This window comes from Mesorhizobium sp. WSM4822 (genome assembly GCF_055811155.1).
In genome coordinates this window covers 401,183-424,345 of sequence record NZ_JBVVQM010000002.1, presented here as the reverse complement: position 1 = coordinate 424,345, position 23,163 = coordinate 401,183, and the positions used below count along the sequence as shown (strand labels likewise).

Genomic DNA, 23,163 nt, shown 5'->3' with positions numbered 1-23,163 from the left:
CTTCGCGTCGGCTTTAGCGGCGATCCGAGATGCTTGGTCGCAGATGGGGCAAGCACGAGCCACCCGATACCTGCCAATGTGTGGAAGCGCCGGATGCGTCTTTTCCGCCACGGCGCAAAACGGCAAGCGCCGTCGCAAACAGCGCAAGGGTGGAAGCGCTGTTTCGCTAGTGATACACCTCGCGCGCCGGGACCGAATGAACGCCGGCCGCCATTCGCGAAGCCTTTTTGGGGCGAGGTTGGGACGTTGAAGAAATATTCGGTATTCGCCATCGCCCGTGAAGCCATGCGCGGTCACAAGGGCTGGGAGGAACAGTGGTCCTCGCCTGAGCCCAGGAAAGAATACGACGTCATCATCGTCGGCGCCGGCGGCCATGGCCTGGCCACCGCCTATTACCTCGCCACCGTGCACGGCATCACCAATGTCGCGGTGCTGGAAAAGGGCTGGCTCGGCGGCGGCAACACCGGCCGCAACACCACCATCATCCGTTCCAACTATCTCTATGACGAGAGCGCCGGCATCTACGACCATGCGCTGAAGCTGTGGGATGGGCTCAGCCAGGAACTCAACTACAACGTCATGTATTCGGCGCGCGGCGTCATGATGCTCGCGCACAATGTGCACGACGTCCAGGTGCTGAAGCGCCACGTGCACGCCAACCGGCTGAACGGCATCGACAATGAATGGCTGACGCCGGAGCAGGCGAAGGAATTCTGCCCACCGCTCAACACCTCCAAGGATGCGCGCTATCCGGTGGTCGGTGCGTCGCTGCAGCGGCGCGGCGGCACGGCCCGTCATGATGCCGTTGCCTGGGGCTATGCGCGCGGCGCCTCGGCGCGCGGCGTCCACATCATCCAGAATTGCGAGGTCACCGGGGTCAAGCGGGCGGCCAATGGCGCGGTGATGGGCGTCGACACGACGCGCGGCTTCATCGGCGCCAAGAAGGTCGGCGTCGTTGCCGCCGGCCATTCCTCCGTCATCATGAACATGGCAGGCGTGCGCATGCCGCTGGAAAGTTATCCGCTGCAGGCGCTGGTGTCGGAACCGGTCAAGCCGGTGGTGCCCTGCGTGGTGATGTCGAACACGGTGCACGCCTATATCTCGCAGTCCGACAAGGGCGAGCTGGTGATCGGCGCCGGCACCGACCAGTATGTCTCCTATTCGCAGACCGGCGGCTTGCACATATTGCAACATACGCTCGACGCCATCTGCGAGATGTTCCCGATCTTCACGCGCATGAAGATGCTGCGCTCGTGGGGCGGCATCGTCGACGTCACGCCCGACCGCTCGCCGATCCTGGCCAAGACGCCGGTGCCGGGCCTCTATGTCAATTGCGGCTGGGGCACGGGCGGCTTCAAGGCAACGCCGGGTTCGGGCCATGTCTTTGCCCACACCATCGCCAAAGACGATCCGCATCCGATCAACGCGCCCTTCACCATCGAACGCTTCCGCACCGGACGGCTCATCGACGAGGCGGCGGCGGCGGCGGTGGCGCACTGATGATGGCTGAGATGGCTGTCGCGATGCCGCTGATGCTGGCGGGGGAGCAAGTGCTGGCGGGAGAACGGGGCATGTTCCATTTTCCCTCGCCGGATGAAGTGCGCACGCAGCCGATCAGCCGTGCCGGCAACGAAGCCGGCTGGCCGTTTTCGGTCGATGACGGCACGTTGGCCTGCGTCTGGAGCGGCGGCCAGAGGGTGGTGATGTTCTTCGAGGGACGACCCGAAGGGCTCGAAGAAGACGAGACATTCCAGCCGCGTCAAGTCATCGTCACAACCGATCCGATGCAGCTCACCCTCGGCAACATGGCGTCCCGCGATCTGTTTCGTCCCGCTGCAAGCGTGGAAGAGCGCATCCGGCTCGTCGCACCGTTCGCGACCCTGGGACAGAAGCTTTGCGATCAACCGGCGGGCGCCCGCGTCGGCCACGGCGAATTGTAGGAACGAACCAAATGCTTCTCATCCGCTGCCCCTATTGCGAGGAAGAGCGTCCGGAACTCGAGTTCCGCAACGCCGGCGAGGCGCATATCGCGCGCTCGGCCAACATATCAGGCGAGAGCGACGACGATTTCGAAAAATTCTTCTTCATCCGCTCCAACCCCAAGGGCATCATTTATGAGCGCTGGCGGCACATGCATGGCTGTGCGCGCTTCTTCAATGCCGTACGCGACACCGTCACCGACAAATTCGTCATGACCTACAAGGCCGGCGAGCCGAAGCCGTCGAAGCTCCCGGGAGTTGCCAAATGAGCGGCGCGTTCCGCATTCCCGGCGCTGGCCGCTTCAGCCAAGCCAAGACCGCGCGGTTCAGCTTCGATGGCCAGTCCTATGCCGGCATCGAGGGCGACACGCTGGCCTCGGCGCTGCTCGCCAATGGCGTCCATCTCGTCGGCCGTTCGTTCAAGTACCACCGTCCGCGCGGCATCCTGTCGGCGGGCGCCGAGGAGCCGAACGCCCTGGTCGAAATCAGGCGCGACGCGGCACGCAAGACGCCGAACGTGCGGGCGACCGTGCAGGAGCTCTATGACGGGCTTGACGCGCAGTCGCAGAACCGCTGGCCGTCACTGTCCTTCGACCTCGGTGCGGTCAGCGATATCGCCTCACCGCTGCTTTCGGCCGGCTTCTACTACAAGACCTTCATGTGGCCGAAAGCGGCGTGGAAGAGGCTCTACGAGCCAAAGATCCGCGCCGCGGCCGGTCTTGGCGTTTCCCCGGACCAGCCGGACCCCGACCATTATTCATCGCGCTACGCGCATTGCGACGTGCTGGTGCTCGGCGGCGGTGCGGCAGGCATCGCGGCAGCGCTTGCGGCGGCTGAGACCGGCGTGCGCGTCATCCTCGCCGACGAGCAGGCCGAGTTCGGCGGCAGCCTGCGTTTCGAGAGCGGCGCGAAAATCGACGGCCAGGACGGTTTTGCCTGGGCGCAAGCTGCCGTGGCGAAGCTCGCCGCAATGGACAATGTCCGCGTGCTGTCGCGAACGACGGCGTTCGGCTACTATGCGCAGAATTTTGTGGGGCTGGTCGAGCGTGTCAGCGAGCATCTGAGGACCCCCGGCCACGATCTGGCGCGCGAGCGGCTGTGGCAGGTCCGGGCCAAGCGCGTGGTGCTGGCCTCGGGCGCGATCGAGCGCCACATGGTGTTTGCCGACAATGACCGGCCGGGCATCATGCTGGCGGGTGCCGCGCGCACCTATCTCAACCACTATGGCGTCGCGGTCGGCAGGAATGTCGGCGTCTACACCGCCAATGATTCTGCTTACGCGGCGGCGATCGACCTGAAGAAGGCCGGCGTCAACGTGGCGGCGATCGTCGATCTGCGCGAAAATCCGACCGGACCGGTGATCGACGAGGCGAGGGCGCTCGGCATCGAGATCAATTTCGGCCGCGCGGTGATCCGCGCTGGCGGTAAGCTCAGGGTGTCGTCGATGACCGTGCAGCCGAAGAATGGCGGCGGCGAACGCACCATCGCGGTCGATGCGATCCTGATGTCGGCCGGCTGGACGCCGTCGGTGCATCTGTTCTCGCAGTCGCGCGGAAAGGTCGCCTTCAACGACGAGACCAAGCGCTTCGTGCCGGGCACCTATGCGCAGGACTGCGTCTCGGTGGGCGCCTGCAACGGCACCGACGGGCTGTCGGCGACGGTGGACGAGGCCTATGCGGCGGGCGCCAAGGCGGCGAAAGATGCCGGCGCCAAAGCCGCCAAGAGCAGTAAGCCGAAGGTCGATGCGTCGGAGAGCTGGTCGCGCGGTATGTTGGGCGCGGCGCCTGGCGCCGGGCCGGACACGACTGTGAAGGCGTTTGTCGATTTCCAGAACGACGTCACCGCCAAGGATATCCGCCAGGCGGTGCACGAAGGCATGCGCTCGATCGAGCACGTCAAGCGCTTCACCACCAACGGCATGGCGACCGACCAGGGCAAGACCTCCAACATGCACGGCCTGGCGATTGCCGCCGAGACGCTGGGAAAGCCGATCCCGGAGGTCGGCCTGACCACGTTCCGTGCGCCCTATACGCCGGTCACCTTCGGCGCGATTGTCAGCCATGCGCGCGGTCCGCTGTTCGACCCGACGCGCAGAACCGCGATCCATCCCTGGGCCGAGGCGCAAGGTGCCGTGTTCGAGGATGTCGGCCAGTGGAAGCGCGCCTGGTATTTCCCCAAGGCGGGCGAGGACATGCATGCCGCGGTCGACCGCGAATGCGTCGCGGTGCGCAAGACGGCGGGCCTGTTCGATGCCTCTACGCTGGGCAAGATCGAGGTGGTTGGGCCGGATGCGGCCAAGTTCATGGAACTGCTCTACACCAACCCATGGGAGAAGCTGGAACCCGGCCGCTGCCGCTACGGCATCATGCTGCGCGAGGACGGCTTCATCTATGACGACGGCGTCGTCGGCAGGCTGGCCCCCGACCGTTTCCACGTGACGACGACGACCGGCGGCGCGCCGCGCGTCATGAACCACATGGAGGATTATCTCCAGACCGAGTTCCCGCATCTCAATGTCTGGCTGACCTCGATCACCGAGCAGTGGGCTGTTATCGCCGTGCAGGGGCCCAAGTCGCGCGACATCATCGCGCCACTGGTCGAAGGCATCGACATGTCCGACGAGGCGCTGCCGCATATGTCGGTGCGTGAAGGCAAGATCTGCGGCGTGCCGACGCGGTTGTTTCGCATGTCGTTCACCGGCGAGCGCGGCTTCGAGGTCAATGTGCCGGCCGACTATGGCCAGGCGGTCTGGGAAGCCCTGTGGGCCGAGGGCCAGAAGCATGGTGCGGCCGCCTACGGCACCGAGGCGATGCACGTGCTGCGCGCCGAAAAAGGCTACATCATCGTCGGCCAGGACACGGATGGCACGGTAACGCCGAACGACGCCGGGCTCGACTGGGCGGTCGGCAAGAAGAAGACCGATTTCGTCGGCATCCGCGGCCTGACGCGGCCGGATCTGGTCGCCAAGGGCCGCAAGCAGCTGGTCGGCCTCAAGACCAGGGACCCCAAAGTGGTGCTGGAAGAAGGCGCGCAGGTCGTCGAGGATCCGAAGCAGGCGATCCCGATGAAGATGATCGGCCATGTCAGCTCGAGCTATTGGTCGGAAAATTGCGGCCGCTCGATCGCATTGGCGCTGGTCGCCGGCGGCCGCGACCGGATGGGCGAGACCCTCTATGTGCCGATGCCGAATGGGGTGATCGAAGTGGAGGTTACCGGCATGGTATTCTTCGACGACACGGGAGGGCGCCTCAATGGCTAAGGCCGCTGCAAGGAAGACGGCTCCGGCCGCATCGCCTTCGGTCGAACGCCGTCCGGCGCTGGCTGGGCGCAGCACCACTGCCGCCGCCGTCAAGGTCGAGGTGCTGTCGTCGGCCGAGCGCGTTTCACTGCGTGCGCCGGAGGCTTCGGCCGCAGCGCTTTCGAAGGCGCTCGGCGTGACCTTGCCGAACAAGCCGAAAACCTCTGCCGCGAAGGGCGGGCGCACCGTCTTGTGGCTCGGTCCCGACGAATGGCTTGTGATCGATGAGGCCGGCAACGATCCGCTCGCCGATTGCGCCAAAGTATCCGCGCTGCATTCGGCGGTCGGCGTCTCGCATCGCAACATCGCGATATCGGTGACGGGCACTGGGGCAGCGGCGACGATCAATGCTGGCTGCCCGCAGGACCTGTCGCTCGACGCCTTCCCGGTGGGCGCAGCGTCGCGCACCATCCTGGGCAAGACCGAGATCGTGCTGCTGCGCACAGCCGCCGATGCCTTCCGGGTCGAATGCTGGCGTTCCTTCTCGGACTATGTCTTTACTTTCCTGTCCGAGGGATCGCGCGACGCGGCGGTCTGAACTCGGAACGTTTTGCAGGGCACGCTCGTTCTGCATCCGCACGCCGAGGGAGAATGCCGATGCCGTCGAATTCCGCACCGAAGTCGCCGGTCATAAAGACATCGGCCGTTCGCTCGCTCGAACATGAGCGACATGAAGCCCCGAGCGCCGAAGAGGAACTCGAGGAAGGCCTCGAAGACACGTTCCCGGCCAGTGATCCGATATCCATTACCGGAACCGCCATCCCCGGCGCACCGGCGAAACCGGGCAAGGCCAAGACCGTGCCGGGGCGCAAGAAGCGCAAGACGTAGTATTCCATCGGGCCAGGCGGCATCGGGACCTTCTCAATCCCTTTTGACATGCTATTTAAAGCGCTTTGGGAGATGAAAATGCCGACAAAAGCGATCGTTTGGGGCGAGAATGTCCACGAGCAGACCAATGAAGCCGTGCGCGACCTCTATCCCTTGGGCATGCATGGCACCATCGCCGCCGCCCTCAACCAGGACAACGGTATCGAGGCGACCACCGCAACCTTGCAGGAGCCCGAGCACGGCCTGAGCGAAAAGCGCCTGGCGGCCGCCGACGTGCTTTTGTGGTGGGGCCATGCGGCGCATGGCGAGGTCAAGGACGAGATCGTCGAGCGGGTGCAGAAGCGGGTGTGGGAAGGGATGGGCCTGATCGTGCTCCATTCCGGCCACTACTCGAAGATATTCAAGCGGCTGATGGGCACGCCCTGTTCGCTGAAATGGCGCGAGGCGGGCGAGCGCGAGCGCGTCTGGGCGATCAACCGCGGCCACCCGATCGCGCAAGGCATCGGCGAGTGCCTGGAGATCGGCGAGACCGAAATGTATGGCGAGCCGTTCGCCGTGCCGGAGCCGCTGGAGACGGTGTTCGTCTCCTGGTATGAGGGTGGCGAGGTGTTCCGGTCCGGGCTGACCTACCAGCGCGGCGCGGGACGGATCTTCTACTTCTCGCCCGGTCACGAGACCTATCCGATCTATCACAATGAGGGCGTGCAGCAGGTGCTGCGCAACGCCGTGCACTGGGCGCACAACCCGGCGCCGGCATGGTCCGGCATCACCAATGCGCCGAACGTGCCGACGGATGCGGCCAAGGAGAAGATCGTGCAGAAGGGGCTGCGCCTGCATGTCGACGGCGACAAGGGCCTGAGTTGATTCGGGCCTGAGCTGATTGGGGTGTGAGGTGGCTGGGGGCCTGAACTGATGCATCGAATTCTTCTGCTCGGCACCGGCGGCATCGCCGGACATCATGTCGAGGAGTTTGCCGGGATTCCCGGCTGCAGCATCGTCGCTTGCGTCGATCAGGTGCCTGGCCGTGCGGCGGCGTTTGCCGCCGTCAGCAAGATCGGCGAATCTTTCGAGAGCCTGGAGGCGGCGATCGCCTGGGGTCAGTTCGATGCCGCCATCAACGCGACGCCGGATGGTGCGCATATGGCAACGACGCTGGCGCTGCTTGCCCAGGGAAAGCATGTGTTTTGCGAAAAGCCGCTGGCGCCGAACCACGCCGACGCGCTTGATATGACCGAAGCGGCCGAGGCTGCAGGGGTGGTCAACATGGTCAACCTGACCTATCGCAACTCACCGGCGATCCATGAAGCGCGGCGCATGGTGCTGGCCGGCGAGATCGGCGTGTTGCGCCATGTCGAGGCAAGCTACCGGCAAAGCTGGCTGGTCAGCCAGTCGTGGGGCGACTGGCGGGTCGAGGACAAATGGCTCTGGCGCTTGTCGAGCCGGCACGGTTCGACCGGTGTGCTGGGCGATGTCGGCATCCATATCCTGGACTTCGCCACCTATGGCGCCGGCCAGGATATCGTCAGCCTGCATGCCGATCTGGTGACGTTTCCGAAGGCCGAGGGCGAGCGCATCGGCGACTATGTGCTGGACGCCAATGACAGCGTGGCAATGACGGCGCGGCTCAGTTCCGGTGCGCTCGCTACGATCGTGGCGAGCCGCTACATGACCGGCCACGCCAACGATCTGTCGCTGGCCCTGCACGGCACCAAGGGCGCCATCAGGGTCGAAACCGACGGCAAGGCATCGAACCTGTCGGCCTGTCTCGGCGGCGATGTCGATCTTCAGCGCTGGCAGATCTTGGCGCTGCCCAGTGTCAAGCGCAATGCGCGACGCTTTGCCGATGCGCTGGATACAGGCCGGAATGGCGATCCGTCGTTCCGGCGTGCCGCGGACATGCAAAAGCTGATCGACGCGGCCTTCGAGAGTTCAGCGGCGAAGCTGCCGGTTTCGGTCGGCTGAAGCTGGCCGGCTTGTGCCGGCCAGACGCGATCTTTGCTGATGTCAAAATGCGCTTGGTACAATCCACGGATTGATGCTGATGCCGAGCCGCGGGCCCTTGCCTTCAGCGGTATTTTGCGTGGCACCCTTCTTCTCGACCGAACCGGTCGAAGCGCAATCGAGCTTCACGTTGGTCCTGGTGTCAACGCAGGCCGCCACCGGCGCATGCTTGACGGGATGGGTGGTGTTGGCGGCGAAGGCCGAGCCCGAAAGTGCCAGCACGGCGGCGAGGGTGAGGAGTGTCTTTTTCATTGTCAGTCTCCGGTTTCCGGGTCGAATTCAATTCGTACCGACGGGTGAATTTCTCTCGTACATGTACGATGCGCTGTACATATACGCCCGTCGATCGCGAAGTTCAAGGAAAACCGTACGCGTACAATAAATTTTTTGTTAACCAAGAACCCCTAGGTCTGGAGGGGAATACACAAACCAAGGAAACGGCGTTCAGCAGTTGACCGGTGTCTCGGTCAGAGGCGGGACGTTTTGCGTGCTGAGCGTGGCGAGCGTGAAATCGCACATCCGCTTCACGAAGGCCTGCGGATCGCCGAAGGGGTAGAACGGAAAGGTGATGAGCAGCGAGATCGTGCCGTGGCCGACCGCCCACAGCATGGTGGCGATGGCGCGCGGATCGCCCTGCAATTTGCCGGCGGCGACGCAGGCCTCGACCCTGCTGATCAGCACCTTCATAGCAGGGTTGCTCTCCTCCATTTCATTGTAGCCTTCCGGCAGCTTGGTCTTTTCGGTCATGAACACGGTGCGGTATTCGTTGGGATTGCCGAGTCCGAAAGCGGCATATTCGGTCATCACCGCCTGCAAGGCCTCGATTGGATCATCGGATGGATGCTCCTCGATGCGGCGGGCCAGCGTCTCGAACGCATCCTCGGCCAGAGCGAACAGGATGTCCTGCTTGTCGGCGAAGTAGGAATAGACAGACATCGGGGCGTAGCCGACCCGCTTGGCCAATTTGCGGATGGTCAGGCCTTCATAGCCTTCTTCCTGGACGAGCTTGTGCGCGGCCTCGACAAGTTCGGAGCGCAGTTCGGCCTTTTGCTTCTCGCGGCGTGTCTGGACGCTCTGCGGCAAGATCTGGTGCCTTTGGTTGGTTGGTGGCTGGCTAAATTATATACGCTGTACGGAAACGGACAAGGGCACGGGAAGTTCCCAAGCGGTATGCTTCGGATCGTGCCGACGCTTGTCGAGGTTGGCGGCACCCGTGATCAGCACCTTTGCTCCGTCAAAGCGGCCCATCACGCCTCCTTGTCGATCAGCTTCGCGGCAAGGCGCGAAAGCAGCTTTACCGCCTCGCCATAGGTCCGGGCCTTTTCCGGATTGGAGGCGTTGCCGTCCAGCGCCCGCTTGTAGACGCCCTGGCAAATCGCGGCCAGCCGGAAGAAGGAAAAGGCGAGGTAGAACGTCCAGTTGCCGATACCGGTGAGCCCGCGCCGCCGGCAGTAGGCGGCGACGTAGTCCTCCTCGGAGGGCAGGCCGAGTGCGGAACGGTCGACACCGCCCAGGCCGCGAAAGCCGGAAGCGTGCGGCAGCCGCCATTGCATGCATTGATAGGCGATATCGGCGAAGGGGTGGCCTGATGTCGACAATTCCCAGTCGAGCACCGCCAGCACCTTCGGCCGGTCCGGCGCGAAGATCAGATTGTCCAGCCGGTAGTCGCCATGCACCAACGAGATCCGGCCGTCATCGGCGGGCATATGCGTTTCCAACCAGGCAATCAGCCCGTCCATCTCGGCGACTGCGTCAGTCTCCGAGGCGCGGTACTGGCTGGTCCAGCGCGCCAGCTGGCGCTCGAAATAATTTCCCGGCCGCCCGAAATCGCCGAGCCCCACTGTCCCGACATCGATCTCGTGCAGCGCCGCGAGGGTTTCGTTCATGGCATCGTATATGGCGGCGCGTTCTTCGTTGTCGCCTGCCTCCGGCAGCGCCGGATCCCAGAAAATGCGGCCGTCCAGGAAATCCATCACGTAAAACATGCGGCCGATGGGCGAGTCTTCCGCCGACAGATGCAGCATGGCAGGCACGGGCACGGCGGTGCCGGCAAGCGCGCTCATCACCCTGAATTCGCGGTCGACCTGATGCGCCGATTTCAGCAATTGCCCCGGCGGCTTGGCGCGCAGCACGTAACGGCCGCTTGCCGCCGTCAAAAGGTAAGTCGGGTTCGATTGGCCGGATTTGAACTTCTCGACTGCTGCAAGCTCGGAAAAGCCCGGTATGTTCGCCTCGAGGTAAGGCGCAAGCGCTGCTTGGTCGAGTACGGGATCACTCATGCCGTCTCGGGCTGGCGTTCGATCAAGGTCAGCGTCAGCCAGCGCGCGGTCAGTGCCGGCTTCTTCGAACCTTCGATTTCGATCGTCACGTCATGCGCGGTCTGCACCCAGCCCGACGGCCTGACCTTGACGTCGGCCAGCACGAAACGCGTGCGGATGCGCGCGCCCGTTTTCACCGGCGCCAGGAAGCGCAGCGAATCGAAGCCGTGGTTGACGCCCATCTTGCCGTTTTCCAGCGGCGGCATGGTCTCGAAGGTCATCGCCGACAACAGCGACAGCGATAGGAAGCCGTGCGCGATGGTGCCGCCGAACGGCGTTTCGCGCATGGCCCGCTCCGGATCGCAGTGGATGAACTGGTGGTCGTCGGTGGCGTCGGCGAACTGGTCGATCATGCGTTGCGTGACCGCCCGCCATGGCGACACGCCAACCTCCTTGCCGACACTGGCCAGAAGCACATCGAGACTGATCGGTTCCACGCTCATGCCCTCCAGTTCACCCCCGGCTTCTGTGGCCGGAAAATGTCATTCCTTGAACAGGGTCAGCCCATGCTGCACCGACTGTCCGCCGTCGATCGGCAGGATGGCGCCGGTGACATAGCTGCCTGCACGGCTGCACAAATAGAGCGTTGCGCCGGCAATGTCATCCGGTGCGCCGATACGGCCGATCGGAACATGGCTGCCGACGTGCCTGGCCTGCTCATCCGTACTGGTGGCGAATGCCGTCATCCGGCTCTGGAAGGGGCCGGGAGCGAAGGCATTGACGGTGATGCGGCGGCCGGCGAACTCGAGCGCAAGGGTGCGGGTCAGATGATGCACGGCTGCCTTGGACGCCGTGTAGGAATAGGCGTCGTCGGCCAGCGGCTGCGTGCCCATCACCGAACCGAGATTGATCACCCTGGCCGGATCGGCGTCGCTGGCGGCGGCATCAAGCAGCGGCAGCAATTCGCGGGTCAGATGGAAGACCGCGGTGACGTTGACGCCAAACACCTTGGCCCATGCCGAATAGGGGAAGCTTTCCAGCGGCGCGCCCCAGGAGACGCCGGCGTTGTTGACCAGAATATGCAGTTTCCCGGTCCGCGCTTTGACCTCGGCGACGAGTGCGGCAATGCCGGTTTCGCTGGAGACATCGCCGGCGAAGCCTTCGGCCCGGCCGGATGCGCCAAGCTCGTTCAGTTCTTCGGCGACTTTGATGCAGTCATCGCCCTTGCGCGACGCGATCATCACGTTGGCGCCGGCCTGCACCAGCGCGGTCGCCGCCATGCGCCCGATGCCGGTCGCGGCACCCGTCACCAGCGCAGTCTTGCCGGCCACCGAAAACAGCTCGTCCAGATAGCTCATCACAATCCTCCGCGCTCGGCATGCGGGCAAACAGTTCGCGTTGACAAGGCTATCCGAAGTACGGTCATCCTTGCCACTGACAAAATGCCTGGCATGCATGAAGGGTTAGCGACCGATGACGGAGATGAATCTCGGCATGACCGAGCGGCTGAAGCCGATCCACGCGCGCGTCGCGGCCATGGTGCGCGACGAGATCATGCCGCTCGACCATGAATTCCTCAGCGAAGTGGGCAAGACAGGCAACCGCTGGGTCTACAGTGCGCGCCAGAGCGAGATCCTCGAAGGGCTGAAAAAGACCGCACGAGAGCGCGGCCTGTGGAATTTCTGGCTGACCGGTTCGGAACGCGGCTACGGCCTTTCCACCGTCGAATACGCCTATCTGGCCGAGGAAATGGGAAAGGCGCATCTTGGTGCGGAGACCTTCAACTGCTCGGCGCCCGACACCGGCAACATGGAGGTGCTGGAGCGGTACGGCTCGGCCGACCTCAAGAAAGCATGGCTCGAGCCACTGCTCGACGGCAAGATCCGCTCGGCCTATCTGATGACCGAGCCGGATGTCGCTTCGTCCGATGCCACCAACATTGCCATGCGCTGCGAACGTCAGGGCGACGACTATGTGCTCAACGGCGAGAAATGGTGGGCTTCGGGCGCAGGCGATCCGCGCTGCGCCATCTACATCGTCATGGTCAGGACCGGCGGCGATGACGAGCCGCAGCACCGCCGTCATTCGATGATCCTGGTGCCATCGGACACAAAAGGCGTGACCAAGGTCCGGGCCATGCAGGTTTATGGCGATGACGACGCGCCGCACGGCCATATGCACCTCCGCTTCGACAATGTGCGGGTACCGGCATCGAACCTGATCCTCGGCGAGGGCAGGGGGTTCGAGATCGCGCAAGGGCGGCTCGGCCCCGGCCGGATCCATCACTGCATGCGCGCCATCGGACAGGCCGAGATGGCGCTCGAGATGCTGTGCCAGCGTTCCTTGCGCCGCGAAGCCTTCGGCCAGAAGCTGGCAAAGCTCGGCGCCAATTTCGACATCATCGCCGAATGCCGCATGGAGATCGAAATGGCCCGGCTGCTCTGCCTCAAGGCGGCGTGGATGATCGATCAGGGCGACGCCCGCGCCGCGGCCCCCTGGATCAGCCAGATCAAGGTGGTGGCACCCCGCGTCGCGCTCAAGGTCACCGACGAGGCGGTGCAGATGTTCGGCGCGCAAGGCATCAGCCAGGACACGCCGCTGGCGCGGTCGTGGACGCATCTGCGGACCTTGCGCCTCGCCGACGGTCCGGACGCCGTGCATCGCCGTCAGGTGGCGCGCACCGAGCTGAAGAAATACACGCAAGAAAAGGTCTGAGCGCCGGCATCGTCATCCGGCGATGCCGACAGCCCAAGCACGGAGTGTTCCAATGGCCGTCCCCTCCGAAATGAAGGCGCTGCTGCTGGTCGGCGACGGCTACACCAGGACGCCGAGCGGCAGTGTGCTGGAGGCGATGGAGCCGTATCTCGAGCCGGGCAACATCGCGGTGCCGACACCCGGACCGACGCAGGTGTTGATCAAGGTCAACCTCGCCTCGATCAACCCCTCCGACATCGCCTTCGTCAAGGGCCAGTACGGCCAGCCGCGCGCCAAGGGACAGCCGGCGGGCTTCGAGGGCGTCGGCATTGTCGTCGCCAGCGGGGACGAACCCTATCCCAAAGGCCTGATCGGCAAGCGTGTCGCTTTTGCCACGGGCGTCACCAATTGGGGCTCTTGGGCCGACTATGCCGTAGCCGAGGCCGATGTTTGCATCCCGCTGCTCGACACCGTTCGCGACGAGGATGGCGCGGCGATGATCGTCAACCCGCTCACCGCGCTCGCCATGTTCGACGTCGTCAAGGAGGAAGGCGGAAAGGCCTTTATGATGACCGCCGGCGCCAGCCAGCTCTGCAAGCTGATCATTGGCCTGGCCAACGGAGAGGGCTTCCGGCCGATCGTCACCGTGCGCCGCGACGACCAGATCGCGGCGCTGAAAGCGCTCGGCGCGGCGCACGTCCTCAACGAAAAGGCGCCGGATTTCAAGGCGGCGCTACGCGAGGTGGTGAAGGCCGAGCAGCCGCGCATCTTTCTCGACGCGGTGACCGGGCCGCTGGCTTCCGCCATCTTCGACATCATGCCGAAGCGGTCGCGCTGGATCATCTATGGGCGGCTCGATCCCGAAGCCACTGTTATCCGCGAGCCCGGCCAACTGATCTTCCAGCACAAGCGTATCGAAGGTTTTTGGCTGAGCGAGTGGATGCGCCAGTTCCGCGATCGCCGCGGCCCGGCGATCCTGGAAGCGCAGAAGCGTTTTTCCGACGGGCGCTGGTCGACCGACGTGACAGCGGTGGTGCCGCTTGCCGAGGCCATGACGCGGGTGCCGGCGGAACTGGCCAAGCCGAACGGCAAGGTGTTCATCCGGCCTTAGGCCAATTCGAAAGGTTCGAGAAGCTTGGACGCGAGGGGGCCTCGGAGCGCTTTGCGTCAGAGATTGCCGGTTATCCGCCGCCTCGGGACCGTCAGGCCGATACCCGCGTCCATCAAGCCCCCTATGCCATGCCGCTGCGTCCGTGATATGCCGCCGCCATCGAATGCCGGGACAGGCTGGACTGAGCTTGTTCCGGGATTGTGTGGGGTGCCTTGATGACGATTTCCAAGCCGGTTTTCGACCGTTTGGGGTTTGGCCTGTGGATCGGAGCGTTCCTGGTCGTTCTTGCCATGGTCCTGCGGTCGCCGTACACGCGGACGGTATGGAAGGCCTATATAGACGGCAGCGAGGCGCTTCTGGCCGGTCTGCCGCTCTACGACACCCAATCCGAGATGGGGTATCTCTACGCGCCGGCCTTCGCCGCGCTCTACACTCCGATAGTCAAGCTCGGTCCGCATCTGGGCGGCGTGGTGTGGCACTCCCTCGGGTTTGCGGTGCTGACCTATGCCGCGATGCGGCAGGTGCGCAAGCTCGGTGGTGGCGAGTTGATGTGGCTGCTTTCTTTCGGCCTCTTCCTCGCTTTGCCGATGGCGCTCGGCGCGATCCGCAACGGCCAGGCTACGATCCTTTTGACCGGCGCTTGCTGGCTTCTCACATTGTCGGCGCTGGAAGGGCGACGGGCGGAGACGTTCTTCTGGGCTTCGCTTGCCATCATCGCCAAGCCGACCGCGATCATAATGCTGTTGTTGGTAGGAGCCCTTCGGCTTCGGTTGATACCGGTGCTGGTGCTGGCGGTGCTGTTCGTGCTCGCACTGCCTTACGCTTTTGCTCCCGCCGGCTATCTCAACGATCAGTATCGTGTCTTCGCCCAGATGTTGACCTCCATGGCCGTCGACAATACCAGCCATTTCGTGTCCACCGATTTCACGGCACCGTTCACCACGGTAGGGCTGCCGATACCGGAATTCGGCGCAACGATCGTGCGCATGGTCATGGCCCTCCTTACGCTTTCAGCCGTCATCTGGTTCGACCGCAGGCTCGAAGGGGGAAAGGCAGCGCTGGCGATCTTCCTGACGGCCACCTTCTACATGTGCGTCTTCAACCCGCGCGTCGAGCCCAACACCTTTGCCATGATCGCGGTACCAGCCGGTCTTGCCATCGCCCTGTTGTGGCGCGAAGAACGAGGCGGCGTCCTCGCCTCGGTGCTGTCGATGACGCTGTTCGTGACCGGCCTGAGCGGCGTCGAGCGCCATGTGCACGATTTCCTCTTCCCCTGGTTCCGGCCGGTCGCCGTCACTTTCATCGCCGGTTTGCTGATCTGGTGGTTCTGGGCCAAGGCACGGGAAAAGGTGGTGAATGCGGGAGTCGCGAATGGCTGAGTTGCGACAGAGCCTCGATATCGTTGCGCCATTCTTCAACGAGGCGGCTTCGGCATCGGCCTTCGCGCGCCTGCTCGGCGAGCTCGAAGCGGCCGTGGCACAGCGCTTCGGCATGACCGTGCACAAGATCCTGGTCGATGACGGCAGCCGTGACGATGGCGCCGGACGATTTTCGCAGGCGCTGACGGGATCGTGGGAGATCGTCCGCCTCAGCCGCAATTTCGGCAAGGAAGTCGCTGTGCTCGCCGGCCTCGACCAGTCGCGCGGCGACATGGTGCTGATCATGGACGCCGACCTCCAGCATTCCCTGGACATCAGCCTGAAGCTGATCGCCGAGCTGGTGAACCATCCCGACATCGACGTCGTCTATGCCCAGAACGACCGCCGCGAGGCGAGTTGGCGGCGCAGCCAGCTTGCACGGCTTTTCTACAGCCTGATCAACAGCAGCCAGCGTTTCGACATTCCTGAAAATGCCGGCGACTTTCGCGTCATGCGCGGCGCCGTGGCGCGCGCACTGACCAGCCTGCGTGACAAGCGTCGCTTCAACAAGGGCCTGTTTGCCTGGGCGGGCTTTCGCCAGAAAGCATTGCCCTATTCGCCGGAAGGCCGCGCCAGTGGCACATCGAAATGGAGCCGGCTCAACCTGATCGCCTTCTCGCTCGAAGGGTTCACCTCGTTCTCCGTCATTCCGCTGCGCCTGATCAGTCTTAGCGGGCTGCTCGCGGCGTTGGCCGGCGCGCTCTATGGTGCAAAGGTGTTCTTCGAGGTGATCTTCTACGGCATTGCCGTTCCGGGCTACCCCAGCCTGCTGGTTGCCGTCGTTCTGCTCGGCGGCCTCAACCTGACCCTGCTTGGCCTGATCGGCGAATATGTCTGGGTGACGCTCAGCGAGAGCAAGGATCGGCCGGTCTATCTCGTGCGCGATGTCGTGCGCAGCGATGCCCCCGCCGACCGGCCGGAGCCGGGCTCTTCGAACAGATGACGCGGCGCATTCGCCTGATCGCCGACGATTACGGCCTGGCGCCTGGCGTTTCCGCCGGGATTCTCGATCTTCTCGATCGGGGGCGCCTGACCGGCACCAGCTGCATGACCGGCTTTCCCGAGTGGGCAAAGGAGGCAGAGCGCATAAAACCGCTGTGCGGCCGGGCTGCGGTTGGGCTGCACCTCACCTTGACCGACCAGTTGGCCGTCACCGGCCGGTCGGCCCTGGCGCCGGAAGGCCGGCTGCCACCGCTCCGCGCACTGGCCTTGCCTGTTCTGCGCGGCCGCATCGGCGCCCGCCATGTCCATGCCGAGCTTGACGCCCAGTACAGCCGCTTCGTCGAGGCGCTTGGCCGCCGCCCCGATTTCGTCGACGGGCATCAGCATGTGCATTTCCTTCCCGTCGTGCGCACATGGCTGTGCGCACGGTTTCCAGAAGGCGCCGACAGGCCGGCCCTGCGCGGCGCCCCGACGCTGGCCGCGGGAGCGAAAGTCGCTGCGATTGCCGCGCTCGCCGCCGGGTTCAACCGCTCGATGCAGCGCGCGGGCTTCACCGTTTTCCAGCCGCTCGCCGGCATCTATGACTGGCGGCAACCCGAAAAGTTCGCTGCGGTTCTGCAGGCCGCCGTCGAAGGGTTGCCAGAGCGAGGGCTGTTCATGTGTCATCCCGGCCATGTCGACGAGACGCTGCGCGCGCGCGACATGATGCAAGGTGTGCGCGAGGTGGAATTTGCGGCCCTCGCATCGGACGCGTTCGGAGCCAGCCTGGCCCGCGCCGGCGTCGAGATCTTGGACGGCAAGAGATGAGCGACGCCGATCGGCCCCAGCGTTCGGCCGGCAGCAAGATTGTCCGCTTCGCCATTGTCGGACTGGCGAACACGGCCATCGACCTTGCCAGCTTTTTCCTGCTGCTCAAGCTCGGGGTTCCGCCGGTGCCGGCCAACATCGCTGCCTGGTTCGTCGCCGTCACCTTTTCCTTCGCGGCGAACGGCTTGTGGTCGTTTGAGCGCAATCGAGCCATCCGGCTGCATGACGCGTTCCTTCGTTTCGCCACGCTTGGAGCGCTGATTTCGCTCGGTGTCTCCAGCCTCTCGATCGCGCTGTTCGCCGGCATCATCGGGGTGTGGCCGGCGAAAATCGGCGGCGTCGTGGTGGCGGCGGTGCTGAATTTTCTCGCCGCGCGCTGGTCGATCGAAGGCCGGTTCTTGAGATAGGCGGAATTATTTTTCTTACGAAATTCGGACGAAAAACCGCTGCACACTTTTCCTGGGATTTCTATTCAGCCGGCTCCACATTGGTGTAGGCGGCTTCCTCCAACTCGCGCTTCAGTCGGGCTTCCTCGTGGGTCTTCGGCGTGACGAAGCGGCCAAGCAGGAGATATGCGACCGGCGTCAGGAACAGCGTCGAGACGGTGGCCAGCCCCAGGCCGCCGACGATGACCCAGCCGAGCGCGACGCGCGCCTCGGCACCGGCGCCGCTCGCCAGCACCAGCGGCAGGCCGCCGAGCACGGTGCAGATCATCGTCATCATCACCGGCCGCACGCGGATGATCGAGGCCTGTTCGATCGCCTCGCGCACGCCAAGCCCGCGGTCGCGCAACTGGTTGGCGAATTCGACGATCAGGATGCCGTTCTTGGCCATGACGCCGACCAAAAGCACCAGGCCGATCTGGCTGTAGGCGTTGAGACTGGTGCCCGAGAGGAGAAGCGCGAAAATCGCACAGGCCAGCCCGAGCGGCACCGTCGCCATGATGATGACGGCGCTGACAAAACTTTCGAACTGGGCGGCCAGCACCAAAAGGATGATGACCAGCGCGAAGCCGAAAATGGTGACCATGGCGCTGTTGGTCTCGCCCAGCGTCGCCGCCTCGGCCAGCGGCAGGATGCGGCTGCCTGGCGGCAGCAGCGGCGTGGCGATTTGCTCGGCGCGGGTGAGCGCATCGCCGAGCGCTAAGTCGCCGCTGAGGTTGGACGTGATTGCGACCGAGGGCTGCTGCTGTTCGCGCGACAGCGACGGCGGCACGGCGCGTTCGGTCAGCGTGGCGATGGTCGACATCGGCACGAAACGTCCGTCGGCTGTTTTCAGGAAGATGTTCTCCAGATCCGTCGGATCGTTGATCGGATTGGTGGTCGAGACCAGCTTCACGCCGTAGCTGCGGTCGGCGATGTAGACGTCGACGACGTCGTTGCCGTCGAGCATGGCCTGCAAGGTGTTGGCCAGTCCCGATATGTCAATGCCGAGGTCGGAGGCGCGCTCGCGGTCGATGGCCACGGCGAGTTGCGGCTGCGTCGGGTCGATGGACAGGCGCGGTGTCTGGAAGCGCGGGTCCTTCTGCATCTCGGCGATGATCTTCACGGCGGCATCGCCGAGCGCCTTGCGGTCGTTGCCGACCAGCGCGAACTGCAGGCCGTTGCCGGCGCCACGGATACCCAGGCTGTTGGGCTGCACCGGGAAGATGCGCACGCTCGGCACCTGCCTGGTCAGCTGGCTGATCTCGGCCATGATCTCCTGCTGGCTGCGGCTGCGCTCGTTCCACGGCGCCAGTGTCATCACCATGAAGCCGGAGTTGTAGGAGCCGTTCTGGCCGGCATTTTCGAAAGTGCTGCGGATCTCGCCGGAATCGCGCATCGGCTGGATCAATCTCTCGATCTTCTGCATCTGCTGCGTGGTGTAGTCGAGGCTGACGCCTTGCGGGGCGCTGATGCGCAGAAGTACGGCGGCGCGGTCCTCGGTCGGCGTCAGCTCCTGGCGGATGGTGCCGAAAAGCGTGAAGGCGGTGCCGGCGAACAGCACCGCGACCAGAAGCACGATCCATGGCGCGTCGAGGCAGGCGTGCAGGCTGCGCTTGTAGGCCGTATTGAGCGCGCCGCCGATGCGGGCGCCGATGCCATGGCCACCTTCGTGGTGGAGCGATGCGCCGGTCAGCATGCGCGAGGCGAGCATCGGGCACAGCGTCAACGCGACCACGCAGGACAAGAGCACCGACATGGCAAGCACGAAGCCGAATTCGCGGAACAAGCCGCCGGTCTGGCCGGGCAGGAACGAAATCGGCACGAAGACGGCGACCAGCGTCAAGGTGGTGGCAATAACGGCAAAGAACACTTCCTGCGCGCCAAGCACAGCGGCCGCACGCGGTCCCATGCCTTCGTTGCGTCGTCGCACGATGTTTTCGAGCACGACGATGGCGTCGTCGACGACCAGGCCGGTCGCCAGCACCAGCGCGAGCAGGGTCAGGATGTTGACCGAGAAGCCGGCCAGATAGATGGCGGCGATGGTGCCGATCATGGCGACCGGCATCGCCAGGCCGGGGATCAGCGTCGCGCGCCAGTCGAGGAGAAACACATAGATGACGATCAGCACCATGGTGACGGACAGGCCGAGCGCGATCTCGACCTCGTGCACCGCGCCCTTGACGAAGACCGCGTCGTCGCTGGTGATCTTGATCGACATGCCCTTGGGCAGGTTTTCCTGCAGCTTGGCGACGGCGGACTGGACGCCGGTCGAGATGTCCAACGTGTTCGATTCCGCCTGGCGGATGATGCCGACGCCGATGCCGGTCTTGCCATCCGAACGCAATGTGGTCTGGCCGACGTCGGGGCCGAGCGTGACGGTGGCGACATCGCGGATGCGCGTCGTGCCGCCGATGATGATGTTTTCGAACTCTCCCGGCGTGGTCACGTCGGCAGTCGTGCGGACGATCAGGTCCTGGTTGGTCGTGGTGATCGAACCTGCGGGGGAATCGAAGGCGACCGAGGCAAGGGCGGCCCTGAGATCGGCAACCGTGAAGCCGAGGCTGGCCAGCTTGTTCTGATCGACATCGATGCGGAAGATCTTGTCGCGGTCGCCATAGACCTGGACGTCGGCAACGCCGGGCACGGCGGCCAACTCGTCCTCGATCTGGTCCTGGACCACCACGGTCATGTCCTGGATCGACATGTTGTCCGAGGTCACCGCCAGCCGCATCACCGGGTCGGAATTGGCGTCGGCCTTGACGATGCGCGGCGGATCGGCGGTGTCCGGCATCTGGTTGGCGACGCGGCCGACAGCATCACGCACGTCCGAGGCGGCGACATTCAGATCGACGCCATCGTTGAACTCGATGGTGACGCGGCTTGAGCCGAATGAGGAAGACGACGAGATCGACTTGACGCCGGAGACGCGGGCGACGGCGCCCTCGATGGTGTCGGTCAGTTCGCGATCGACGGTCTCGGCGGCCGCGCCCTCGAAGGTGGTGGAAACGGTGACGACCGCGCGATCGACATCAGGCAGTTCGCGGATCTCGACGCCGTAGAAGGCGGCCAGGCCGGCGACCGCAATCAGTGTGTTCAGCACGAAGGCCATCACCGGCCTGCGGATGAACAGGGCGGTGAAGCCGGTCTCGCTGGCAGTGTTGGCGGGGCTGGTCATGTGCCTGCGGCGGCGTCCGCGGCGCGCTGCTCTTCGCCGGCAAGGCGGACCGCGCCGCCCTCGCTTACGCTCTGGGTGCCCTCTGTGACCACCATGTCACCATTGTCGATCTCGGCGTCGATCAGCACGGTCTCGGTGTTGCGCTGTATGATGCGCACCGGGACCCGCCTGGCCTTGCCATCCTCGATCTGCCAGACATAGGCGCCGTCCGACCCCCACAGGATCGCCAGCGGGCTGACGGCCGGATAGATTTGCCCCGGAAATTTCATGGTGATGCCGAACGACATGCCGGCGCGCAGCGAATCGGCAGGGTTGGCGATCTTGGCCTTGACCAGCAGGGTGCGGCTCTTTTCATCGATGTGGTTGTCGATGGCCGAAACGGTGCCGCTATAAGCATTGCTGGGATTGGCGATCGGCGTCGCCGTCAACTGTGCGCCGACCTTGACGGCGGCAGCGAAGCGCTCGGGCACCAGGAAATCGACCAGGATCGAGGACCGGTCGTCGAGCGTGGCAATGGCCGACTGGTTGGTGACATAATTGCCGGCCGAGATCGGCAGGATGCCGACAGTGCCAGCGATCGGTGCCAGTATCGACCGGCGCTGCAGCGCCAGTTCCGCATCCTGAAGCGCCAGCTTGGCGCCGGCCAAGACCACTTCGGCATCGGCCACTGCGACTGGTGTCGCGGCATTGGAGGCACGGAGCGACCTGACGCGGTCGAGTTTGGCCTGCGCATCCTGCAAGGCGAGCTTGGCGCGGTCCTGAGAGATCACTTCGGTCTCGGAATCCAGGGTGGCGAGGATCTGTCCCTTATCGACATGGCTGCCGGATTCGACCAGCAGTTCGGCGAGGCGGCCGGAGCTGTAGGGATTGACGGTCACCGAGGCGTTGGCACGGCCGGTGCCGATTGCCTGCAGGCGGTCGTTGATAACAGCCGAAGTGGCCGCAAGAGCGACCACGTTCACCCGCTGGTTGCCGCCACTACGGCCGTTTGCCTGCTTCGCGTTGGCGGCGCCGGTCTCAGCCGGGGGCGTTGCCGCGGAGGCCCAGTCGATGCCCCAGCGTGCCAGCACGTCCGGGGCACCGGGATAAAAGCGCAGCCAGGCGGCTGCCGCCACCACCAGCACCAAGAGTCCAAAAAGTATCTGTTTCCAGGCGGCCATCGGCACTCCGGTTGGTAAAACAATCCTTCCGTCTACCGGTTTCCCGAAATGAAGCAGACGCAGCGAGGCTATTGTAAGGCAAAGAAGCCGCCTCGATATCGCGTCTTTATGACAATTCTCCGAGGGCTGCGCACATTAAATATATGTAACGTTTGAGAAAATATGCGTAACGCTTTGGATCATCGCACAGGCACTAACGCAGACTTTCCATCTCGCGAATGCGTTTGGCGCCTTCTGCTTCCAGTTGCCTGGTGACGGCGCCAATCAGCGTTTCGGCGACAACGAAAAGGGCAGCCGAAGAGTCCCATGCCGACGGCACCGCGGTTCGTCCGGCGATAACATGGCGAGCAAAGCGGGCGATCGGCGACAGCCACTGGTCGGTGAACAGCACGATCTGAACGCCACGCTGATGCGCCTTCTCGGCGAAGCGGACGAGGCTGTCCTGGTAGCGCCTGATGTCGAAGATCACCAGCACGTCGCGCTTGCCCATGTCGATCAATCGGTCGCGCCACATGCTCTCCTGCCCGGCGAGGTGAAAGACATCCGGCTGGATGACGGCGAGGTGGGCGGCCATGTAGCGCGCCAGCGGATCGGTGAAGCGGCCGCCGATCAGGAAGGTCTTGCCGCGCCGGTCCGCTAGCCGGGCGGCGATGTCGGCAAGCTGCTTGTCGGACAGGTGTCTGAACGTCTCGCGCATGTTGTCGAGCGTCGCTTCCAGCATCGGCGACACCGTGCCGCCGCCAGGCGAGGGCGGGTTGAGTGTCCTTGTCGCCGGCGATTGCAGTTGCGCCGCCAGTTCGTCCTGCAGGCTCGACTGGAATTCCGGATAGTTCTGAAAGCCCAGCCGGGCGACGAAACGCAGGATCGTCGGCGAGGAGACGCCCGCCGCGGCCGAGAATTCAGCGACCGTTTTCAGGCCGATCATCGGATAGTTGGCGATCAGTGTCTGGGCCGCGCGCCGTTCGCCGGCCGGCATCGTGCCGAGGCGATCGGCGATCAGTTCGGCAATGCTGGAAATCATGTTTTCCCCACCTCTGGCTCGGCCGAAGGCCTTTTCCGAGATCGCA

At 64.3% G+C, this 23,163-nt stretch carries 22 protein-coding genes; 14 read left to right on the top strand and 8 right to left on the bottom strand.

Annotated elements, in window-relative coordinates; all coding sequences use genetic code 11:
• Positions 1 to 246 precede the first annotated feature (246 nt).
• From AC0L3E_RS06860 to AC0L3E_RS06825, 8 genes are all read left to right on the top strand, one after another.
• Entirely contained in the window at positions 247 to 1,500 is a 1,254-nt protein-coding gene (locus tag AC0L3E_RS06860) for a sarcosine oxidase subunit beta (RefSeq protein WP_127321970.1), read from the top strand.
• Positions 1,500 to 1,940, top strand: coding sequence for a hypothetical protein (locus AC0L3E_RS06855; protein ID WP_127270055.1), 441 nt, complete (start codon positions 1,500 to 1,502; stop codon positions 1,938 to 1,940). Before AC0L3E_RS06860 ends, AC0L3E_RS06855 begins: the two co-directional genes overlap by 1 nt.
• 11 nt (positions 1,941 to 1,951) lie before the next feature.
• Positions 1,952 to 2,248 (top strand): sarcosine oxidase subunit delta, encoded by a 297-nt coding sequence (locus AC0L3E_RS06850; protein ID WP_015315781.1) that lies wholly within the window; start codon positions 1,952 to 1,954, stop codon positions 2,246 to 2,248.
• Positions 2,245 to 5,238 (top strand): sarcosine oxidase subunit alpha, encoded by a 2,994-nt coding sequence (locus AC0L3E_RS06845; RefSeq protein ID WP_473604501.1) that lies wholly within the window; start codon positions 2,245 to 2,247, stop codon positions 5,236 to 5,238. The genes AC0L3E_RS06850 and AC0L3E_RS06845 overlap by 4 nt, the downstream gene beginning before the upstream one ends.
• The gene (locus tag AC0L3E_RS06840) at positions 5,231 to 5,815 is read left to right on the top strand and encodes a sarcosine oxidase subunit gamma (protein WP_473604500.1); all 585 of its coding nucleotides are present in this window, start codon (positions 5,231 to 5,233) and stop codon (positions 5,813 to 5,815) included. Before AC0L3E_RS06845 ends, AC0L3E_RS06840 begins: the two co-directional genes overlap by 8 nt.
• A 59-nt stretch (positions 5,816 to 5,874) precedes the next feature.
• Positions 5,875 to 6,105 (top strand): hypothetical protein, encoded by a 231-nt coding sequence (locus tag AC0L3E_RS06835; RefSeq protein ID WP_127398121.1) that lies wholly within the window; start codon positions 5,875 to 5,877, stop codon positions 6,103 to 6,105.
• A gap of 78 nt (positions 6,106 to 6,183) precedes the next feature.
• Positions 6,184 to 6,969 (top strand): ThuA domain-containing protein, encoded by a 786-nt coding sequence (locus AC0L3E_RS06830; protein ID WP_473604499.1) that lies wholly within the window; start codon positions 6,184 to 6,186, stop codon positions 6,967 to 6,969.
• A 48-nt stretch (positions 6,970 to 7,017) separates the two neighbouring features.
• The gene (locus AC0L3E_RS06825; protein ID WP_127329421.1) at positions 7,018 to 8,067 is read left to right on the top strand and encodes a Gfo/Idh/MocA family protein; all 1,050 of its coding nucleotides are present in this window, start codon (positions 7,018 to 7,020) and stop codon (positions 8,065 to 8,067) included.
• A gap of 42 nt (positions 8,068 to 8,109) precedes the next feature.
• Here the strand turns inward: AC0L3E_RS06825 and AC0L3E_RS06820 are convergent, their stop codons facing one another.
• The 5 genes from AC0L3E_RS06820 to AC0L3E_RS06800 all read right to left on the bottom strand — a co-directional run bounded on the left by AC0L3E_RS06820 (position 8,110) and on the right by AC0L3E_RS06800 (position 11,722).
• Entirely contained in the window at positions 8,110 to 8,358 is a 249-nt protein-coding gene (locus AC0L3E_RS06820; RefSeq protein ID WP_127268964.1) for a DUF680 domain-containing protein, read from the bottom strand.
• A gap of 192 nt (positions 8,359 to 8,550) precedes the next feature.
• Positions 8,551 to 9,189: a TetR/AcrR family transcriptional regulator gene (locus AC0L3E_RS06815; RefSeq protein ID WP_127268963.1), complete on the bottom strand. Its 639-nt coding sequence runs from the start codon at positions 9,187 to 9,189 to the stop codon at positions 8,551 to 8,553.
• A 164-nt stretch (positions 9,190 to 9,353) separates the two neighbouring features.
• The gene (locus tag AC0L3E_RS06810) at positions 9,354 to 10,385 is read right to left on the bottom strand and encodes a phosphotransferase family protein (RefSeq protein ID WP_473604497.1); all 1,032 of its coding nucleotides are present in this window, start codon (positions 10,383 to 10,385) and stop codon (positions 9,354 to 9,356) included.
• Positions 10,382 to 10,867 (bottom strand): MaoC family dehydratase, encoded by a 486-nt coding sequence (locus tag AC0L3E_RS06805; RefSeq protein WP_023810115.1) that lies wholly within the window; start codon positions 10,865 to 10,867, stop codon positions 10,382 to 10,384. Before AC0L3E_RS06805 ends, AC0L3E_RS06810 begins: the two co-directional genes overlap by 4 nt.
• Before the next feature lie 39 nt (positions 10,868 to 10,906).
• A complete protein-coding gene (locus AC0L3E_RS06800; protein ID WP_127398842.1) occupies positions 10,907 to 11,722 on the bottom strand; it encodes an SDR family oxidoreductase in 816 nt (271 codons plus the stop codon).
• A gap of 115 nt (positions 11,723 to 11,837) precedes the next feature.
• On the opposite strand from AC0L3E_RS06800, the gene AC0L3E_RS06795 reads away from it, so the two are divergent.
• The 6 genes from AC0L3E_RS06795 (at position 11,838) to AC0L3E_RS06770 (ending at position 17,743) form a co-directional block, all read left to right on the top strand.
• Entirely contained in the window at positions 11,838 to 13,079 is a 1,242-nt protein-coding gene (locus AC0L3E_RS06795) for an acyl-CoA dehydrogenase family protein (protein WP_128289366.1), read from the top strand.
• A gap of 52 nt (positions 13,080 to 13,131) precedes the next feature.
• Positions 13,132 to 14,169, top strand: a complete 1,038-nt coding sequence (locus AC0L3E_RS06790) for a zinc-binding dehydrogenase (protein ID WP_473604496.1) — start codon at positions 13,132 to 13,134, stop codon at positions 14,167 to 14,169.
• Positions 14,170 to 14,384: 215 nt separating this feature from the next.
• Positions 14,385 to 15,548 (top strand): glycosyltransferase 87 family protein, encoded by a 1,164-nt coding sequence (locus tag AC0L3E_RS06785; protein WP_473604495.1) that lies wholly within the window; start codon positions 14,385 to 14,387, stop codon positions 15,546 to 15,548.
• Entirely contained in the window at positions 15,541 to 16,530 is a 990-nt protein-coding gene (locus AC0L3E_RS06780) for a glycosyltransferase family 2 protein (RefSeq protein ID WP_127329411.1), read from the top strand. The genes AC0L3E_RS06785 and AC0L3E_RS06780 overlap by 8 nt, the downstream gene beginning before the upstream one ends.
• Positions 16,527 to 17,336, top strand: a complete 810-nt coding sequence (locus AC0L3E_RS06775; protein WP_127269059.1) for a ChbG/HpnK family deacetylase — start codon at positions 16,527 to 16,529, stop codon at positions 17,334 to 17,336. The genes AC0L3E_RS06780 and AC0L3E_RS06775 overlap by 4 nt, the downstream gene beginning before the upstream one ends.
• Positions 17,333 to 17,743, top strand: a complete 411-nt coding sequence (locus AC0L3E_RS06770; RefSeq protein WP_127269060.1) for a GtrA family protein — start codon at positions 17,333 to 17,335, stop codon at positions 17,741 to 17,743. Before AC0L3E_RS06775 ends, AC0L3E_RS06770 begins: the two co-directional genes overlap by 4 nt.
• Before the next feature lie 61 nt (positions 17,744 to 17,804).
• Here the strand turns inward: AC0L3E_RS06770 and AC0L3E_RS06765 are convergent, their stop codons facing one another.
• The 3 genes from AC0L3E_RS06765 to AC0L3E_RS06755 form a co-directional block, all read right to left on the bottom strand.
• Positions 17,805 to 20,936 (bottom strand): efflux RND transporter permease subunit, encoded by a 3,132-nt coding sequence (locus AC0L3E_RS06765; RefSeq protein ID WP_473604494.1) that lies wholly within the window; start codon positions 20,934 to 20,936, stop codon positions 17,805 to 17,807.
• Positions 20,933 to 22,096 (bottom strand): efflux RND transporter periplasmic adaptor subunit, encoded by a 1,164-nt coding sequence (locus tag AC0L3E_RS06760; protein WP_128307198.1) that lies wholly within the window; start codon positions 22,094 to 22,096, stop codon positions 20,933 to 20,935. The genes AC0L3E_RS06765 and AC0L3E_RS06760 overlap by 4 nt, the downstream gene beginning before the upstream one ends.
• A 193-nt stretch (positions 22,097 to 22,289) precedes the next feature.
• Complete coding sequence (locus tag AC0L3E_RS06755) at positions 22,290 to 23,117, bottom strand: MurR/RpiR family transcriptional regulator (RefSeq protein ID WP_127271407.1); 828 nt, start codon at positions 23,115 to 23,117, stop codon at positions 22,290 to 22,292.
• Between the last annotated feature and the right edge of the window lie 46 nt (positions 23,118 to 23,163).

Excerpts from the sequence above, each read along its gene's own strand:
- AC0L3E_RS06760 (WP_128307198.1), bottom strand. The coding sequence starts at position 22,096 with ATGGCCGCCTGGAAACAGATACTTTTTGGACTCTTGGTGCTGGTGGTG.
- AC0L3E_RS06805 (WP_023810115.1), bottom strand. The coding sequence starts at position 10,867 with ATGAGCGTGGAACCGATCAGTCTCGATGTGCTTCTGGCCAGTGTCGGC.
- AC0L3E_RS06820 (WP_127268964.1), bottom strand. The coding sequence starts at position 8,358 with ATGAAAAAGACACTCCTCACCCTCGCCGCCGTGCTGGCACTTTCGGGC.
- AC0L3E_RS06775 (WP_127269059.1), top strand. The coding sequence starts at position 16,527 with ATGACGCGGCGCATTCGCCTGATCGCCGACGATTACGGCCTGGCGCCT.
- AC0L3E_RS06780 (WP_127329411.1), top strand. The coding sequence starts at position 15,541 with ATGGCTGAGTTGCGACAGAGCCTCGATATCGTTGCGCCATTCTTCAAC.
- AC0L3E_RS06850 (WP_015315781.1), top strand. The coding sequence starts at position 1,952 with ATGCTTCTCATCCGCTGCCCCTATTGCGAGGAAGAGCGTCCGGAACTC.
- AC0L3E_RS06770 (WP_127269060.1), top strand. The coding sequence starts at position 17,333 with ATGAGCGACGCCGATCGGCCCCAGCGTTCGGCCGGCAGCAAGATTGTC.
- AC0L3E_RS06765 (WP_473604494.1), bottom strand. The coding sequence starts at position 20,936 with ATGACCAGCCCCGCCAACACTGCCAGCGAGACCGGCTTCACCGCCCTG.
- AC0L3E_RS06800 (WP_127398842.1), bottom strand. The coding sequence starts at position 11,722 with ATGAGCTATCTGGACGAGCTGTTTTCGGTGGCCGGCAAGACTGCGCTG.
- AC0L3E_RS06840 (WP_473604500.1), top strand. The coding sequence starts at position 5,231 with ATGGCTAAGGCCGCTGCAAGGAAGACGGCTCCGGCCGCATCGCCTTCG.
- AC0L3E_RS06855 (WP_127270055.1), top strand. The coding sequence starts at position 1,500 with ATGATGGCTGAGATGGCTGTCGCGATGCCGCTGATGCTGGCGGGGGAG.
- AC0L3E_RS06790 (WP_473604496.1), top strand. The coding sequence starts at position 13,132 with ATGGCCGTCCCCTCCGAAATGAAGGCGCTGCTGCTGGTCGGCGACGGC.
- AC0L3E_RS06825 (WP_127329421.1), top strand. The coding sequence starts at position 7,018 with ATGCATCGAATTCTTCTGCTCGGCACCGGCGGCATCGCCGGACATCAT.
- AC0L3E_RS06755 (WP_127271407.1), bottom strand. The coding sequence starts at position 23,117 with ATGATTTCCAGCATTGCCGAACTGATCGCCGATCGCCTCGGCACGATG.
- AC0L3E_RS06835 (WP_127398121.1), top strand. The coding sequence starts at position 5,875 with ATGCCGTCGAATTCCGCACCGAAGTCGCCGGTCATAAAGACATCGGCC.
- AC0L3E_RS06795 (WP_128289366.1), top strand. The coding sequence starts at position 11,838 with ATGACGGAGATGAATCTCGGCATGACCGAGCGGCTGAAGCCGATCCAC.
- AC0L3E_RS06810 (WP_473604497.1), bottom strand. The coding sequence starts at position 10,385 with ATGAGTGATCCCGTACTCGACCAAGCAGCGCTTGCGCCTTACCTCGAG.
- AC0L3E_RS06845 (WP_473604501.1), top strand. The coding sequence starts at position 2,245 with ATGAGCGGCGCGTTCCGCATTCCCGGCGCTGGCCGCTTCAGCCAAGCC.
- AC0L3E_RS06830 (WP_473604499.1), top strand. The coding sequence starts at position 6,184 with ATGCCGACAAAAGCGATCGTTTGGGGCGAGAATGTCCACGAGCAGACC.
- AC0L3E_RS06785 (WP_473604495.1), top strand. The coding sequence starts at position 14,385 with ATGACGATTTCCAAGCCGGTTTTCGACCGTTTGGGGTTTGGCCTGTGG.